Below are 15,580 nucleotides of genomic sequence, written 5' to 3'. Positions count from 1 at the left end.
AATAACCGATACTTCGGGAATTTTCAATACCCATATATATCATATATTTCATCGGTATAGATACCGGGTTCCCGATACACGATCAGAGGCCTTTCCACCGTCATCCGGCTTCTCCCTCCCCGGTTCGCTTCCAGCAGGACCATATTGGGCTCCTTGTCCGCAAAAGGGTAAACCAGACGCATCCGTTTGGGCTCCAGCTTATACCTGGTCAGGGTTACCATAATCTCCGCAAGACGGAAGGGCCTGTGCACAAGGAAAAAATTGCCCCCCGGCTTCAGGAGCCCTGCCGCCTGTGCCGCCACATCCTCAAAAGTACACTTGACCTCATGGCGCGCAATGGCCTTGGGCGCTTCCGGATTGGTGAGCCCATGCCCTCCCGCCATATAAGGAGGATTACAGGTCACAACGTCAAAAGAAGCAGCCGGAAACAAGCCCGCTGCTTCTCTGATATCTCCCTGTACAATATCTATTTTCTCTTCCAGACCGTTTAAGGCCACGCTCCGCCTCGCCATATCGGCGCTGTCCGCCTGGATTTCCAGCCCTGTCAGATGGGACGCCCCGGTTTTGGCTTCCAGCAGGATGGGGATAATCCCCGTTCCCGTACCCATATCCAGTACCGTTCCCCCGTCTTTTACCCTGGCAAAGCCGGAAAGGAGCACCGCGTCCATTCCAAAGCAGAAGCGTTCCTTATCCTGTATGATCACATACCCGTTTCGCTGCAGCTCGTCCAGCTTTTCACCAGGCTTCAACTCGCTGCTACAGTTTGGATTTCTCATCCTGCTTCTCCAGTTTTTCCAATTCCTTCAGTTCTTTTTCGCTCACATCATTCTTTTTATTCCGGCCGTGTCTCTTTTTAAAACGCAGCTGATCCAGGGGATACTCCCTGATTTCCTTCTCGTCATCCACATTTACAATGACCTTCACCTGCTGGCGGAGTACATTCACACTTGACACCTCACCCTTCAGGCCGTCATCCGTTGTCACATAATCCCCGATATTAGGAAGCCTCCTGTTTAAATCTTCATAGGTTTCCTCCTCATGCTTCAGACAGCACATCAGTCTGCCGCATACCCCGGAAATTTTGGTAGGGTTCAGAGAAAGATTCTGTTCCTTTGCCATTTTTATGGAAACCGGGACAAACTCGGACAAATGGGTGTGGCAGCAAAGACGCCTTCCGCAGATGCCGATTCCTCCCAGGATTTTTGTCTCATCCCTCACGCCGATCTGCCGCAGCTCAATCCTTGTTTTGAACACACTCGCCAGATCCTTTACCAGCTCCCTGAAGTCAATCCTTCCGTCTGCCGTAAAATAAAACAGCACTTTGTTATTATCAAAAGTATATTCCGCATCAATGAGCTTCATATCCAGTCCGTGCTTGCGGATCTTTTCCTGGCAGATACGGAAAGCTTCTTTTTCCTTCCCCTTATTTGCCGCTTCCTGCTCGTTATCCCGTTCCGTGGCTATCCGCAGCACCGGCTTTAAGGGCTGTACCACCTTGCTGTCGTCCACTTCCCGGATGCCGCCCACTACGGTTCCGTATTCCACGCCCCGGGCGGTTTCCACGATCACATGGTCCCCCTTCTTTATCTCAAAACGGGTGGGGTCAAAATAATAAATTTTCCCCGCCGTACGGAATCTCACGCCTATAACTTTTGTCATCTATAAACCTCCCTGAGGGATCTAGTTTTCCTTCATCGTAAGGAATAAGAGCTCCATCGTTAAATCAAAATTAACATTGGCAGACAGCCTTGACTTGGCTTTTTCCAGGGAATCCAGAATAATCTCTATTCCTTCATAGCTCTTCTGATCCGCTTCTTTTCTAATATACTTTATTTCTTCCTTAAAAATCAAGTGATTTGCATCATTCGTAGCCTTAAACAGCAGAACATCCCGGTACCAGATGGAAAGGATATCCAGATAATCCGTCACATCCAGCTTGTACTCGCTGATCTTCTTAATCGCCGCCACTATTTCAGATATTTCCATATCATGAATATATTTTAAAAGCGTTACCGCTTCTTCTTTCACATTATCGAAATCCTCACTGGAAGCCAGCAGCTTGGCTCGTCCGATATTCCCTCTTGCAAAAGCCACACAGACATTGGCCTTATAATCCGGGATCTGCATGTCCTCCATGAGAAATTTACGTACGATATCATCCCTGACAGGCTTCATATTCAGCACCACGCACCGGCTTACAATCGTGGGAAGCAGCGCCTCCACGTTCGTGGTAAGGATGAGCAGCACCCCATAGGCCGGCGGCTCCTCCAGCGTCTTTAAAAGCGCATTCTGGGCCTGTACGGTCATTTTCTCCCCCTCATTGATAATATATATCTTATAAGGGCTGGAATAGGGCTTAATCGCCATATCGTTATTCACCTGGCTGCGGATATCCTCCACGCCGATGCTGTTGGGCTTCTCATGGGTCACCCGGATGATATCCGGCTGGTTATTGCTGTCCGCCTGCTTACAGGAATGACACTCGCCACAGGCATCCGTACCCCCCTTTTCACACTGCAGGGTTTTGGCAAAAATCCTGGCAATGAATTCCTTTCCTGAGCTTCGTTCCCCATTCATAATATACGCATGGGATACCTTGCCGGTCTTTATTGCATTCTGCAAATGCTCCTTCATCGCTTCCTGCCCGTAAATATCCTGAAATCCCGCCATATTTCCTCGCTTTCCCCTGTACCGGCTCGGTTAATCCCGCGTCTGCCTGATATAGTCCTTCACTTCCTCCAGACAAACCTCCAGGCTGTTGTTTTGGAACCGCTTCTCAATCCCCGCCTCCGCTATCTTCTCTTCACTGAAATCTTCACAGTCCGCCAGAAACCGTCTGCACATCTCTTCGTATTTCGGCTTTTCCTGTTTTCTTTCCCGATCCAACGCCCTCTGCAGGCGTTCCCCGTCATCCACTTCTATATACAGGGGCACGATGCTGCCGCCGCCCACATATTTCCTTATCGCCAGAAAGGATTCCAGCGTCCCTATCATCAGATAATCCCGCTTCGTCAAATCCAGCTGTCCGTCATCCACGGTAAAATAATACCAAGGGCCATGATAGGTGTGATAAACGCGTTCTTCAATCACCCTGCCGCTTTCACGCAGCTTCTCCAGCCCGGCCTCATCGGTAAAAAAATATTCCCTTCCGTTCATTTCCCCGGCCCTTATGGGCCGGGTGGTATAAGGAATCAGCTTATTCAGTCCTAAACTCTCACATTCCAGAAGGCTCCGGTAAATCGTATCCTTCCCGGAAGAACTCTTTCCTGCCAAAAAAAATATTTTTCCCATATTTGTTTAACTGCTGCTGCCAGCCGTCACTCTTCCTCCTCGGTACAGTCCGTAGCGTAAGCTATTGCACAGTTTACAGCCCGCTTCCAGCCCTTCAGTTTTTTATTCCGTTCTTCCTGGGACATAAAAGGAAGGAAGGTTTTCTCCAAAAACCAGTTTTTCCGGATATCCTCCTTATCCTTCCAGAAGCCCGTGGCAATTCCGGCAAGATAAGCGGCTCCCAGCGCCGTAGTTTCTATGCACTCCGGACGCAGCACTTCTTTATTCATAATATCCGCCTGGAACTGCATCAGAAAATCGTTTGCGCTTGCGCCGCCGTCAACCCGCAGATTTTTCAGCTTAATGCCGGAATCCTTTTCCATGGCTTCCAGCACATCCTGTGTCTGGTAAGCAAGAGACTCCAGCGTGGCGCGGATAAAATGCTCTTTCTTCGCACCCCTGCTCAGCCCAACAATCGTCCCTCTCGCATACGGATTCCAATAAGGCGCTCCCAGCCCGGTAAAAGCGGGCACCACATAAACACCGTTGGTGTCCTCCACCTCCATGGCGTACTCCTGGGACTGCGGCGCACTTTTTATCATGCGCAGTTCATCCCGCAGCCACTGTATGGCCGCTCCTGCCACGAATACACTGCCTTCCAGCGCATAACGGATTTCCCCCTCCGTACTGGCCGCAATCGTGGTCAGAAGCCCGTTATCGGAGGCCACAGCCTTATCCCCTGTGTTCATCAGAAGGAAACATCCGGTCCCATATGTATTCTTCGCCTCTCCCGCATCAAAACAGCACTGTCCGAACAACGCCGCCTGCTGATCTCCCGCCGCACCGGCAATCGGGATTTCCCCGCCGATTACCGATTCATCCGTATAGCCATAAATACAGCTGGACGGTTTTACCTGAGGAAGCATGGAGCGGGGAATTTCCAGCTTATTCAGGATTTCATCATCCCAGTCCCTTTTATGGATATCAAAAAGCATCGTACGGGATGCATTGGTATAATCCGTTACAAATACTTTTCCTTTCGTAAGGTTCCAGATAAGCCAGGTATCCACCGTACCAAAAAGCAAATCACCGGCCTGTGCCATCTCTCTGGCACCCTCCACATTATCCAGAATCCATTTGATCTTCGTCCCGGAAAAATAGGCATCCGGCACCAGTCCGGTCTTCTCCCGGATAACCTTATCGAAGCCCTCTTCCTTCAGCTTTTCAATCGTGTCCGCCGTCCGTCTGCACTGCCATACTATGGCGTTATACACCGGTTTTCCGGTTTTTCTGCTGAAACAGATTGTCGTCTCCCTCTGGTTTGTAATACCTATCGCCGCGATTTCATCAATCGCCGCGCCGATTTTTCCCATAGCCTCCACAGCCACACTCAGCTGTGAGGACCAGATTTCCAGAGGATCATGCTCCACCCAGCCCGGCTTTGGATAAATCTGTGTGAACTCCCTCTGTACCACAGATTTCATATGGCCTGCCTTGTCAAAAAGAATACAGCGGGAACTGGTAGTCCCCTGATCAAGAGCCATCACATATTTTTTCATACGTACCCCCATTCCGCGTATATGGATGCACGCTTTCCTTTAAAAGGCCGCGGCATCCTTCCCCCATAATATACGCAACAATTTTATCGTATTATACCATAATTTCGTGTGCCGCAGGCACACATGGAATCAGAAGTGAATTTATTCACATTTATACTTCAACCACACGAAGCTGGTTGGTTTTTCCGGATATACCCAGAGGCATACCTGCGGTGATAATAATTTTATCTCCTTTTACAATATACCCTGCATCCACAGCCGCGTCAATTGCCGCATGGAACAAATCCTCCGCGGTATTTTCTTCCTGGATGAGAAGAGGCATCACACCCCACTGCAGATTCAGCTGACGCCATACAAGACGCTTCACCGTACATCCGATAATCGGGCAGCTGGGTTTGAAACGGGAAATCATGCTTGCCGTAAAACCGGACATGGTAACACAGATGATCGCCTTCACATCAAGATCCGCCGCCAGTGTACATGTGGCATGGGAAATCGCGGTGGTTATGTTACCGTCCCCGGGAACCTCACGCTTCTTCAGACGGCCGGCAAAATCAATATCCTCTTCCGTTCTTTCCGCGATGCGGGCCATGGTCTGCACAGCCTCCACCGGATACTGTCCCTGTGCGCTTTCTCCGGAAAGCATGATAGCAGTGGTTCCGTCATAAATAGCATTGGCAATATCCGTAGTCTCCGCTCTGGTAGGGCGGGGATTATGCATCATGGACTCCAGCATCTGTGTAGCCGTAATAACCTGTTTTCCCTTGGCAACAGCCTTCTTGATGATCTGCTTCTGAAGCACGGGAACCTCTTCGAGAGGAACCTCCACGCCCATATCCCCTCTGGCAACCATAATACCATCGGAAACCTCGATGATTTCATCCAGGTTTTTAATTCCCTGCATATTTTCAATCTTAGAGATAATCATCATCTTGGAATTGCGCTCATCCAGAATCTTACGAACCTCCAGGACATCCTCCTTGTTCCGTACAAAGGATGCGGCAATAATATCGAAGCCCAGCTCCACACCGAATAAAATATCGTTTTTGTCAGACTCGCTGATATAAGGCATGGACAGCTCCGCACCGGGCACATTCACCCCTTTGTGGTTGGATACCGGTCCGCCGTTTACAACATTGCAGATGATATCCGTGTCCGTAATTTCCTCCACGGTCATCTCGATCAGGCCGTCGTCAATCAAAATCGTGGTTCCCGCACTGATATCATGGATCAGTTCTTTATAAGTAATGGATGCTATTTCATTCGTACCCATTATTTCCTTTGTTGTGAGTGTAAACTTCTGTCCTGCTTCCAGCATTACCTTTCCGCCTTCAAAATCACGCAGACGGATTTCCGGTCCCTTTGTATCCAAAAGCGCAGCGATGGGAAGATTCAGTTCCTTGCTCACCTTGCGCATTCTATCATATTTACCATGCTGCTCTTCATGATCTCCATGGGAAAAATTAAAACGGGCTACGTTCATTCCTGCCAGCATGAGTTCTCTCAGCTTTTCCTCACTTTGGGATGCGGGTCCGATCGTACAGATAATTTTGGTTTTTCTCATATTAACTCCTTCCGGTGTCTGCACACCTGTCATTTAAGTATTGATATTTGTAAGTCTCCGGTCAACCCCTTGCTGTCACCTGCGTTCTCCACCCCTTGTACGTTCAGCCTCTGCCTTACGTACATCTCTATTAACTTAATGACCTCCTCCGTAATAACCTCTCCCGGAATTACCAGAGGAATTCCCGGCGGATAAAGGTTCACATAAGTTCCTGCTGTCTTTCCTGCCGCTTTCCGCAAAGGGCAGAATTCCTTCGGCGCCGTCAAAGCCCTGTGAAGCGGCAGCGCCGTTTTCAGTTCCGGATATGGCTTACCGGTCAGAGCCTCTTCCCCCGGAAGACACTGTCCTTCCCTTCCGTCCGATTCTATTTCTGTCTCTCTGTCAATCTCCAGCAATGCTTCCGCCAGCCTTAACAGACCTTCCTCCCTGTCCCAGGGAGTCACTATGGCAATTACGTAAGTATCGGATGCCATCTCCAATTGAAGATAATACCGGTTCAGAAGCTCTTTGTAAAGCGTATTTCCAGTAATTTTCGTATTAATTACGGATATCAGCAGTTTTCCCGCATCAAAAGCTTTCATACAGCCTTTTTCCATAATATCCCTGTTCATCACCCGGATATGCTTCAATCCGGCTGTTTTTTCATAAAACAGCCGTAATTTATCCCCGAATCCATCCCAGCATTCCCCTTTTTCCAACAGGCGCACACAGGCGTCAATACTGCCCGTCAGCAGATAGGACGGGCTGCTGGTCTGATATATCCTTTCAAAATCCCTTACCCCTTCACGATCCACCAGAGGCCCGCTGACATGAAGCAGCGCCGTCTGAGTCAGCGCCGGCAGCGTTTTATGAAGGCTCTGTACCACCAAATCCGCTCCCTGACGAACCGGGCTTTCCGGGAAAAGAGGGCTGAAACCGAAATGTGCGCCGTGAGCCGCATCCACAATCAGGGGAATCCCGGCCCGGTGCACGATATCTGCAATCTTTTCAATATCGGAAACCACTCCGTCATAAGTAGGGGATGTAATGATAACCGCCGCTATGTCAGGCACGTCCTTCAAAGCCTCTTCCACCTGTTCCGGCCGGATCGCATCCGCTATCCCATATTCCCGCACAGTCCGGGGATACAGGAATACCGGATGCAGTTCCCGCAGGAAACAGGCATGATATACTGATTTATGGCAGTTCCTTGCCACAATAACCCTGCTGCCCTTCGGCGCCGCCGCAGAAACCGCTGTAAGAATTCCGGCCGTGGAACCATTTACCAGAAAAAAGGTCTCATCCGCTCCGAAAACAGCCGCCGCTCTTTCCTGTGCTTCCAGCAGAATCCCCTTCGGCGCATGCAGGTCGTCAAATCCTTCTATCTCCGTAATATCCAGCTTTGCCGCCCCGGCCAGCCGGGATATCTCCTCCGGCATATTCCGTTTATGCCCCGGCATATGAAAAGGATAAACCTCCGAAGCCGCATATTCACTTAACTGCTGAAGTATTCCTTCCATTTGCCTCCTGCCCGCTGTTGTTCTCAGGTGTCTCACTATTCGTTCTTACCGTAACCTTCCGGGGAATGACAGCCCAATGCCGCCCCAGATGCTTCATCTGCTCCAGACGCGGCTCCACCGTTTCCAAAAAAGAACAATACTTATCCGCCGCCGTCACAATCCAGGCTTCCCTGCACAGAGGAGGCACCAATGTGAGCGGCCACATATGCTTTTTGATGATATCCTGCTCTCTGGGCGAAAGCTGATATTCTTTTCTCGCATTATTCAGCGCTGTCTCCGGGTGGGTAAAGCCATGCAGATTCCTCCATCCCTTTTTATGAATATGATTATGCCAGTCATAGAGGAAATAATCATGAAGCAAAGCTCCACGGATAATATCACGCTCTTCGCTGCGTATCCCAAGCTTCTGCAGCTTTTCCCTGATCGACAGACTGCATTCGGCCACGCTGATACTGTGGCTGTGCACAGATACCCTTCCGTGCTGCATATTTTTCCGTGTTTTCTGAAAATTAACGGAATGCAGAATATCTCCGCCGTTTTGACTGATGCTTTCCCGGATCCTCCGGCGCCGTTCCAGCCGTCTGGCCTGTTTCTCCAGCTGCCGGACTGTCAATTCCCTGTTTTTCATGCTTGATCTCCCAAAAAAATTCATAACATTTAAGAGTGGAACAATTACAATGCCTTTTCTTTAATAATAGCAGACAATCGGAAAATTGTGCTCCATATACCCATAAATGATTTCCGCCTTATCCTTCGGCAGATTAATACATCCATGGGAACCGTTTCTCATATAAATATCCCCGCCGAAGCTTCTCCTCCAGCCTGCGTCATGCATCCCGATATTACCATTAAAGGGCATCCAGTAATCCACCGGCGTAGTATAATTTTCACCCCGCAGCGTGGCGTTACGTTCTTTATAGGTCAGACCGAATACCCCGGCAGGCGTTCCAAATCCCCTGGATATATTGCCGGACACAAAATCACTTTCCAGTATAATCTCTCCGTCAATATAAAGATACAAATGCTGATTTCCCATATCTATTTCCACATAGGAACTGCCGATATCCTCTCCCGGCCTGCCCGTGGCATAACCCCGTGCAAAATACAGAGGCTCTCTTTCCACCCGCTCCCCATTTCTGACAGACGCAAGCAAGGCTTCTGTTTCTCCCGCCCGATCCGTCCACCAGCCATAGGAACCGCTCTTTAATAGAATAGTATCTCCATTTGATGTGGTAAAATTACGATCTCTTCCATAAGTATCATGTTTTTTTGCCAGTCCATTGATATATGCCCTTACCGCTTCTTCATCCAGCTCCACCTGACTGCCGTCAATCGTAATCCATCCGCTGATCAAATCACCGTCAATGACTTCTTTTTCCCCGTTCCAATCGTAGGTCACTTCAGCTCCCACATACCGGTTCGCTTTTTCCAAAGCTTTATTCAGAGCCTTATCATCTGCTTTAACCGCCGCATCGCTATAGAAGCCTCCCTGGGTTAAATCCAGAGAATCCTCCATATCTTCCAGCGCTGCCGCCACCGCCGCCTTCACTTTGTCAAAATCCAGCACGGTACCCGGATACTCCTCAACAATCTCATAGCCTTTATCCGGACTGTATGCACCAATATAGGCATTCACCGGCGCATGAATATTCGCCTTATCAAAAAAGACAGAACCTGAAAGCCTTTCCTTCAGAGCCTTTTCACTGTAAGTAACCATTTTAGGCAGTTCATAATGATTCCTGTAAAATAACATCGTCGGCCATTTCAGCCCTGTCATCTCGGCATTCAGCCTATCCAGGGTATCATCAAATACATATATCATTTCCAGCTCGGCCGGAGTCATGGTATCTTCCATACCCTCTCTGCCCTTGATCTGCAGCTCATATGTAACAGACGGATTCAGCAGTTCTTCCCTCACCTGTTCCTTGGAACGGAAGCTGTAATCCGTACCATCTATCCAGGTTCTCCAGTAATAGTGACCAGCAAAAAAGAAGGTACCTGCAAGATAAATAAGAGCAGCCGCTGCCGCAATATAACCCGCAGCAATCATTGCCCTTCTGAATGCAGTCCCCCCTCTTTCTTCCTGCCCGTCTTTCAATTTTCTTTTACTCATTCGATAATTTCCTTTGTATCTTCTTTCCTTTCTATTGTAACACCTTTCCTTAAAAAGAAAAATAGATAAATACTGTATCGACTGAGAAATACAGGTAATTTTATTACAATTCACTGCCCTTTTGTGCCCGCCCCGCCGCCCCTGGGATGCCCCGCCCCGCTTTGGCCTGTCCCGCCGTCCCTGCCGTCCACCCTGCGCGGCGCTGTTCTGTAAGGATTCCTGTAAGGGGCGTCATAATCACGCCGGTCCTTTGGCTGCGTCCTTCGCAGCCTTAGTACCGTTGCGTGATTATCCGAGCGGAAGCGTCCCCTGCAAGGAACCTTACAGGACAGCGCCGCGCAGGGTGGACGGCAGGGACGGCGGGACAGGCCAAAGCGGGGCGGGGCATCCCAGGGGCGGCGGGGCGGGCACAAAAGGGCAGTGAATTGTAATGTAATTCTTACTCGAACTGTGCAAGATACATCTGTCTGTAAAGGCCGTCCTGCCGGATTAACTCCTCATGGGTTCCCTGCTGCACAACATCTCCGTCATTTACCACAAGAATAATGTCCGCATTCTGTATTGTCGACAGCCTGTGAGCGATAATAAAACAGGTTTTCCCCTCCATCAGCTTTCTCATCGCTTCCTGTATCTTCATCTCCGTACGGGTATCCACATTGGAGGTAGCTTCGTCCAATATAAGCATTCTTGCCGGAAGAAGCATTGCCCTGGCTATTGTCAAAAGCTGCTTCTGGCCTTTGGAAATATTCGTACCCTCGTCGGTCAGGATCGTGTCATAGCCCTGAGGAAGCCTGCGGATAAATCCGTCTATTCCTGCCGCTTCAGCCGCCTCCCGGACTCTCTCCACTTCCATTTTCTGCTCCATCCCGCCAAGACTTCCATAAGCCAGATTTTCATAAATACTTCCCTGGAACAGCCATGTATCCTGCAGAACCATGGCATAGGACTTGCGCAGGCTCTCGCGCGTAATCCGGGACACATTCATACCATCAACACATATACTTCCATCCTGTATATCGTAAAACCGCATAAGAAGATTGATAAGGGTGGTCTTTCCGGCGCCCGTAGGCCCTACAACCGCTATCATTTTACCGGGTTTCACATGAAAACTCAAGTCATGGATAATAGTTTTAACAGAATTATAGCCAAATTTTACATGGGAAAGCTCCACATCCCCTTCCGCCTGGTTAAGTTCCATGGAATCCGGCGCGTCCACAGGCTCTTCCGGCTCGTCCAGAAGCCGGAAAATACGTTCTGCCGCCGCGATGGAGGACTGAAGATCACTGATAATATTGGCCGCTTCATTGATAGGACCTGAAAATTTCCTGGAATACAGAACAAAAGAAGAAATATTTCCGATACTCATACTTCCGAAAAGATACAATACCGCCCCGAATACACTGATAAGTGACAAAGACAGGTTATTCACGAAATTAACCATAGGCCCCACAATGCTGCCGTAATACTCCGCACGGTAATAAGCCTTCATAGCCTTTTCATTCTTCTCTTCAAAGCGGTCTATCGTATGATCCTCCTGACAGTAAGCCCTTAAGGTCTTCTGTCCCGATACCATTTCCTCTACAAAGCCATTTAATTCTCCCAGTTTCGCCGACCTCTCCCTGAAAAGAGGTCTTGTTTTTCCTGTCAGGTAACGGGTGATGCAAATGGACAAAGGCATCGTAAAAGCGAAGACCAGCACAAGCCTGGGCGAAATCAGCACCATCATCACAAAAGCGCCGCTCACCGTGATCACTGTAGTCAAAAGCTGAACCACATCATCCGAAAGTGAAGCATTCACCGTATCAATATCATAAGAAATCCGGCTGATAATATCCCCGCTCTGATGCACATCAAAATATCCCACCGGAAGGGAAAGCAGCTTTTCGAACACATCCCTGCGCATCCGATATACCACCTTCCGGCTTATCGTTATCATCAATACCTGAAGCAAATAAGAAAAAACAGAGGATACCACATAAAAAACCGCCATCCAGGCCGCATAATAGAAAACTCTGCTGAAAATTACCCTCCCCGGCCCCGGTTCAATCGCATCCACCGCATACCCGGAAAGCATCGGCCCGATCAGGGCAAACAGATTACTGCCTACTGTCAGCAGCAGCGCAGCGGCAAGATACCACTTATAATGCATAAGATAACCGCCCAGCCTCAGCAGAGTACCCTTTTTCCCTCTTTCCTTTTTTTCCTGTTTATCCTTTTTTTCTTGTTTACCCTTTTCTTCCTGTTTACCCTTTCCTCCCCACTTCATACCACTGCCTCTCCTGTCTGTGAACGGCTGATTTCTTTATACACCTGACATTGTTCTATCAGCTCCTCATGGGTTCCATAACCAATCATCTCCCCATCCTCCAATACAAGAATATGATCCGCATGCATAACCGAACTGATTCTCTGGGCAATCATAATAGTGGTAGTATTCCGAAAATGCTCTTTCAGCTGTTTCCGAAGCTTCGCATCCGTCCGATAGTCCAGAGCGCTGGAGGAATCATCCAGTATCAATATATCCGGCTTCGCTGCCAGAGCCCTGGCTATCAGAATACGCTGTTTCTGTCCACCGCTGAGGTTAGCCCCTTTAATATCCAGCATTGCCCCCTCATTACGTTCCTTCTCCCGTGTGAATTCATCCGCCTGCGCATAACCCAGAGCTTTTCTTACATCCTCACGGGACAGTTCTCTTCCCATCCTTACATTCTCAAAAATAGAATCCTCGAAAATAATGTCATTCTGGAAAACAACCCCAAACTTTTTCTGCAGCTCCTTTTTTTCCATACTCCGGATATCCTGTCCTTGTATCAGAATCCTCCCCTGATCCACATCCACAAGCCGCATAAGCAGCGCCGCCAATGTTGTCTTTCCCGATCCGGTGGCTCCTATCACGCCCAGCATTTCCCCTTTATTAACACAGAAGGAAATATCATTCAGATTTGGTTCATTTTTATTGTAAGAAAAGGTAACATGGTCGAATACGATCTCCCCGTATTGCCCCTGCTCCTCTTTTCCGGCCCCCTCACCGAGCTTTTCTCCAGGCTTTTCTCCAGGCTCCTCACCACGCTCCTTTCCAGCCTTTACTCCACACTCATCTCCAAAAATACGCACCATATCCTCTTCGCAGTCCAGCACCTGTTCTATTCTCGCCCCGGATGCAACCGCCTTATTTATTATCACAAACATACGGGATATGGACATCATGGCATTCAGTATAATTGTAAAATAAGTCATGAAGGCCAATATTTTACCTACTTCAGAAGTTCCCGCATTCACACGGTAGGCCCCCGCCAGAATAACTCCCACCAGTCCAAGGTTTAAAAGTATATTCATTGCCGGATTCAGGACAGCCATCGTTTGCTCCGCATTTCTTTCGCAGGTAACGACCATGGTATTGACTCTGTCAAATTTATCCTTCTCATAATCCATTTTAGACAACGCCTTAATCACTCTGATTCCGGCGATGTCCTCTCTTACCAGACATACGAACTTGTCCGCAGTTTCCTGAAGCTTCCGGTACAAAGGCATACCCTTCCGGGATACCGCCGCCATAACCAGCGCTAAAACAGGCATAACCAATAAGAGTATGGATGCCAGCACAGGATCCAGCGCCATAGTAAAAATAATCCCGCCGATCAGTAAAATAGGGGCTCTCACTCCAAGCCTCTGTATCCTGCCTATCATCTGATTTACATTATATGTATCTGTAGTAAGCCTTGAAATCAAAGATGGTTTGGTAAAAGCATCCGTCTGCCTGGCCGATAAATACATTGTTTTCGCAAAAAGGTCATGCCTTATAATCTGCGTCGCCTCACTGGCAACCTTAGATGCCATACGGTTCGCAATAATATTAAAAGCAACCGCAACAAAAGAACAGAATATCATCACTCCGCCCCAAAGATAGATCTTCTGCAGACTTTTCATGGGGATCACATTATCAATAACATAAGCAAGAACCCAGGGAATGCACAAATCCATAATAGATCCCGTAAACTTAACGGCAAAACCAATGCCCATCCTTTTATAATAAGGCTTTAAATAAAAAGATATAATCTTCTTCATTTTATATCCAGTTCTCTTACCTTTCTTAATAAAAACGGCTGTATATCAGAATATGTCCAGAAATCCTTTCTGTCAGGAAACTCATCAAACAATCTGGTCTCCCTGATTTCAAACGCCGGCAAAGCTCCCAGTTCCTTCACATCCGCATAATACAGCATACCAAAGCTGGCATCTCCTCCCTGCTTCATACAAGAATACGCACAAATTGGCTGAAGCGTATAATCCTTCGCCCCGGTTTCCTCAAACAGCTCTCTTCGGGCCGCGTCCTCTATCCTTTCGCCTTTTTCCCTGTGCCCTCCCGGGAATTCCCAGGTTGTCCTCTCCTTATGACGGCATAAAAGCCACTTTCCATCCTTCTTTGCAATAATTACCGCAAAATCAAATACGGAATCTTCAGCCGTGTCGTAAAATGCTACCTGTATCATTTCCCTGCTCCTTCTCGTATAATTCCTGATCTTTGGAAATCTTCTTATTACTTAAATTATATACCAGTTCACAACAGTTGCAAAGTCAAGTATCCCAAAACTGCAGTTTTACCTGCTTTTATTTACAACAAAAAACCTCAGCTATAAAACTGAGGTTTTTGTACTGAAGCACGGGGGATTCGAACCCCCGACAACCTGATTAAAAGTCAGGTGCTCTACCGACTGAGCTAGTGCTCCATATCCCATATTTAATTTGTGACAGTAAGAAATGCCCAGAACCGGAATCGAACCAGTGACACGAGGATTTTCAGTCCTCTGCTCTACCAACTGAGCTATCTGGGCATTTAAGTAGCGGGGACAGGATTTGAACCTATGACCTTCGGGTTATGAGCCCGACGAGCTTCCAGACTGCTCCACCCCGCGTTAATGAATATATTGTAACACCTAAACGGTATCACTTGCAACTTTTATTTGAGAAAAAATGGATGGAGGTGGATTCGAACCACCGAAGCAATTTGCAGCAGATTTACAGTCTGTCCCCTTTGGCCACTCGGGAATCCATCCATAATTATTAAGTTATAAGCCGATGATCGGACTCGAACCGATAACCTGCTGATTACAAATCAGCTGCTCTGCCAATTGAGCCACATCGGCATATGCTAAATCCGAACAATCGGTAACTTTAAACGTAAGAAATGGGACCTATAGGGCTCGAACCTATGACCCTCTGCTTGTAAGGCAGATGCTCTCCCAGCTGAGCTAAGATCCCATACCTCATATCTGATTTCTTATTCAGAAATCAACGACCCAGATCGGACTCGAACCGACGACCTCCGCCGTGACAGGGCGGCGCTCTAACCAACTGAGCCACTAGGCCGAATGAAACTTTCGTTTCAAAAGGATATATCAGAATATACCCTCAAAACCGAACATTGAATTTAATCTCTTTCTCCAAAACTTACTTTCCCATACCTTCAGGATAAGCCCTCGACCGATTAGTACTGGTCAGCTACATACATTACTGCACTTCCACCTCCAGCCTATCTACCTCATACTCTCTAAGGGGTCTTACTTATTGGGATATC

The 15,580-nt window shown here is 48.2% G+C and carries 12 protein-coding genes and 7 tRNA genes; all 19 read right to left on the bottom strand.

The window, feature by feature from the left end:
• Positions 1-23 precede the first annotated feature (23 nt).
• Positions 24-776, bottom strand: a complete 753-nt coding sequence (locus BLA28_RS08420; protein WP_016360170.1) for a tRNA1(Val) (adenine(37)-N6)-methyltransferase — start codon at positions 774-776, stop codon at positions 24-26.
• Positions 757-1,659, bottom strand: coding sequence for a PSP1 domain-containing protein (locus tag BLA28_RS08415; RefSeq protein ID WP_009254861.1), 903 nt, complete (start codon positions 1,657-1,659; stop codon positions 757-759). Before BLA28_RS08415 ends, BLA28_RS08420 begins: the two co-directional genes overlap by 20 nt.
• 21 nt (positions 1,660-1,680) lie before the next feature.
• Positions 1,681-2,670, bottom strand: a complete 990-nt coding sequence (locus tag BLA28_RS08410; RefSeq protein ID WP_009254862.1) for a DNA polymerase III subunit — start codon at positions 2,668-2,670, stop codon at positions 1,681-1,683.
• A 30-nt stretch (positions 2,671-2,700) separates the two neighbouring features.
• A complete protein-coding gene (locus tag BLA28_RS08405) occupies positions 2,701-3,291 on the bottom strand; it encodes a nucleoside/nucleotide kinase family protein (protein WP_069158682.1) in 591 nt (196 codons plus the stop codon).
• A gap of 26 nt (positions 3,292-3,317) precedes the next feature.
• Positions 3,318-4,829 (bottom strand): glycerol kinase GlpK, encoded by a 1,512-nt coding sequence (gene glpK / locus BLA28_RS08400; protein ID WP_069158787.1) that lies wholly within the window; start codon positions 4,827-4,829, stop codon positions 3,318-3,320.
• A gap of 151 nt (positions 4,830-4,980) precedes the next feature.
• Entirely contained in the window at positions 4,981-6,393 is a 1,413-nt protein-coding gene (gene pyk / locus BLA28_RS08395; RefSeq protein ID WP_009254865.1) for a pyruvate kinase, read from the bottom strand.
• 29 nt (positions 6,394-6,422) lie between these two features.
• The gene (locus BLA28_RS08390) at positions 6,423-7,892 is read right to left on the bottom strand and encodes an aminotransferase class I/II-fold pyridoxal phosphate-dependent enzyme (RefSeq protein ID WP_069158681.1); all 1,470 of its coding nucleotides are present in this window, start codon (positions 7,890-7,892) and stop codon (positions 6,423-6,425) included.
• The gene (locus tag BLA28_RS08385; protein WP_069158680.1) at positions 7,864-8,520 is read right to left on the bottom strand and encodes an HD domain-containing protein; all 657 of its coding nucleotides are present in this window, start codon (positions 8,518-8,520) and stop codon (positions 7,864-7,866) included. Before BLA28_RS08385 ends, BLA28_RS08390 begins: the two co-directional genes overlap by 29 nt.
• A 60-nt stretch (positions 8,521-8,580) precedes the next feature.
• Positions 8,581-10,005, bottom strand: a complete 1,425-nt coding sequence (locus tag BLA28_RS08380; protein WP_069158679.1) for a L,D-transpeptidase family protein — start codon at positions 10,003-10,005, stop codon at positions 8,581-8,583.
• Positions 10,006-10,444: 439 nt separating this feature from the next.
• Positions 10,445-12,271, bottom strand: a complete 1,827-nt coding sequence (locus BLA28_RS08375; protein ID WP_069158678.1) for an ABC transporter ATP-binding protein — start codon at positions 12,269-12,271, stop codon at positions 10,445-10,447.
• Positions 12,268-14,070: an ABC transporter ATP-binding protein gene (locus BLA28_RS08370; protein WP_069158677.1), complete on the bottom strand. Its 1,803-nt coding sequence runs from the start codon at positions 14,068-14,070 to the stop codon at positions 12,268-12,270. The genes BLA28_RS08375 and BLA28_RS08370 overlap by 4 nt, the downstream gene beginning before the upstream one ends.
• A complete protein-coding gene (locus BLA28_RS08365; RefSeq protein WP_081330151.1) occupies positions 14,067-14,495 on the bottom strand; it encodes an NUDIX hydrolase in 429 nt (142 codons plus the stop codon). Before BLA28_RS08365 ends, BLA28_RS08370 begins: the two co-directional genes overlap by 4 nt.
• A 164-nt stretch (positions 14,496-14,659) precedes the next feature.
• Positions 14,660-14,732, bottom strand: a tRNA-Lys gene (locus BLA28_RS08360).
• A 32-nt stretch (positions 14,733-14,764) separates the two neighbouring features.
• Positions 14,765-14,837 (bottom strand) — tRNA-Phe (locus BLA28_RS08355).
• A 7-nt stretch (positions 14,838-14,844) separates the two neighbouring features.
• Positions 14,845-14,918: transfer RNA gene (locus tag BLA28_RS08350), tRNA-Met, on the bottom strand.
• 59 nt (positions 14,919-14,977) lie between these two features.
• Positions 14,978-15,059, bottom strand: a tRNA-Tyr gene (locus BLA28_RS08345).
• Between the two features lie 17 nt (positions 15,060-15,076).
• Positions 15,077-15,149: transfer RNA gene (locus tag BLA28_RS08340), tRNA-Thr, on the bottom strand.
• Between the two features lie 42 nt (positions 15,150-15,191).
• A tRNA-Val gene (locus tag BLA28_RS08335) sits at positions 15,192-15,264 on the bottom strand.
• Positions 15,265-15,298: 34 nt separating this feature from the next.
• A tRNA-Asp gene (locus BLA28_RS08330) sits at positions 15,299-15,372 on the bottom strand.
• Positions 15,373-15,580: the final 208 nt, after the last annotated feature.

Source organism: Eisenbergiella tayi, assembly GCF_001881565.1.
Classification (GTDB): Bacteria; Bacillota; Clostridia; order Lachnospirales; family Lachnospiraceae; genus Eisenbergiella; species Eisenbergiella tayi.
Note: the sequence above shows the minus strand (reverse complement) of the source record. Positions and strands in the feature narration are given on the sequence as shown.

Coding starts and splice junctions, on each gene's coding strand:
- BLA28_RS08410 (WP_009254862.1), bottom strand. CDS start 2,670: ATGGCGGGATTTCAGGATATTTACGGGCAGGAAGCGATGAAGGAGCAT.
- pyk (WP_009254865.1), bottom strand. CDS start 6,393: ATGAGAAAAACCAAAATTATCTGTACGATCGGACCCGCATCCCAAAGT.
- BLA28_RS08380 (WP_069158679.1), bottom strand. CDS start 10,005: ATGAGTAAAAGAAAATTGAAAGACGGGCAGGAAGAAAGAGGGGGGACT.
- BLA28_RS08370 (WP_069158677.1), bottom strand. CDS start 14,070: ATGAAGAAGATTATATCTTTTTATTTAAAGCCTTATTATAAAAGGATG.
- BLA28_RS08420 (WP_016360170.1), bottom strand. CDS start 776: ATGAGAAATCCAAACTGTAGCAGCGAGTTGAAGCCTGGTGAAAAGCTG.
- BLA28_RS08415 (WP_009254861.1), bottom strand. CDS start 1,659: ATGACAAAAGTTATAGGCGTGAGATTCCGTACGGCGGGGAAAATTTAT.
- BLA28_RS08365 (WP_081330151.1), bottom strand. CDS start 14,495: ATGATACAGGTAGCATTTTACGACACGGCTGAAGATTCCGTATTTGAT.
- BLA28_RS08405 (WP_069158682.1), bottom strand. CDS start 3,291: ATGGGAAAAATATTTTTTTTGGCAGGAAAGAGTTCTTCCGGGAAGGAT.
- BLA28_RS08385 (WP_069158680.1), bottom strand. CDS start 8,520: ATGAAAAACAGGGAATTGACAGTCCGGCAGCTGGAGAAACAGGCCAGA.
- glpK (WP_069158787.1), bottom strand. CDS start 4,829: ATGAAAAAATATGTGATGGCTCTTGATCAGGGGACTACCAGTTCCCGC.
- BLA28_RS08390 (WP_069158681.1), bottom strand. CDS start 7,892: ATGGAAGGAATACTTCAGCAGTTAAGTGAATATGCGGCTTCGGAGGTT.
- BLA28_RS08375 (WP_069158678.1), bottom strand. CDS start 12,271: ATGAAGTGGGGAGGAAAGGGTAAACAGGAAGAAAAGGGTAAACAAGAA.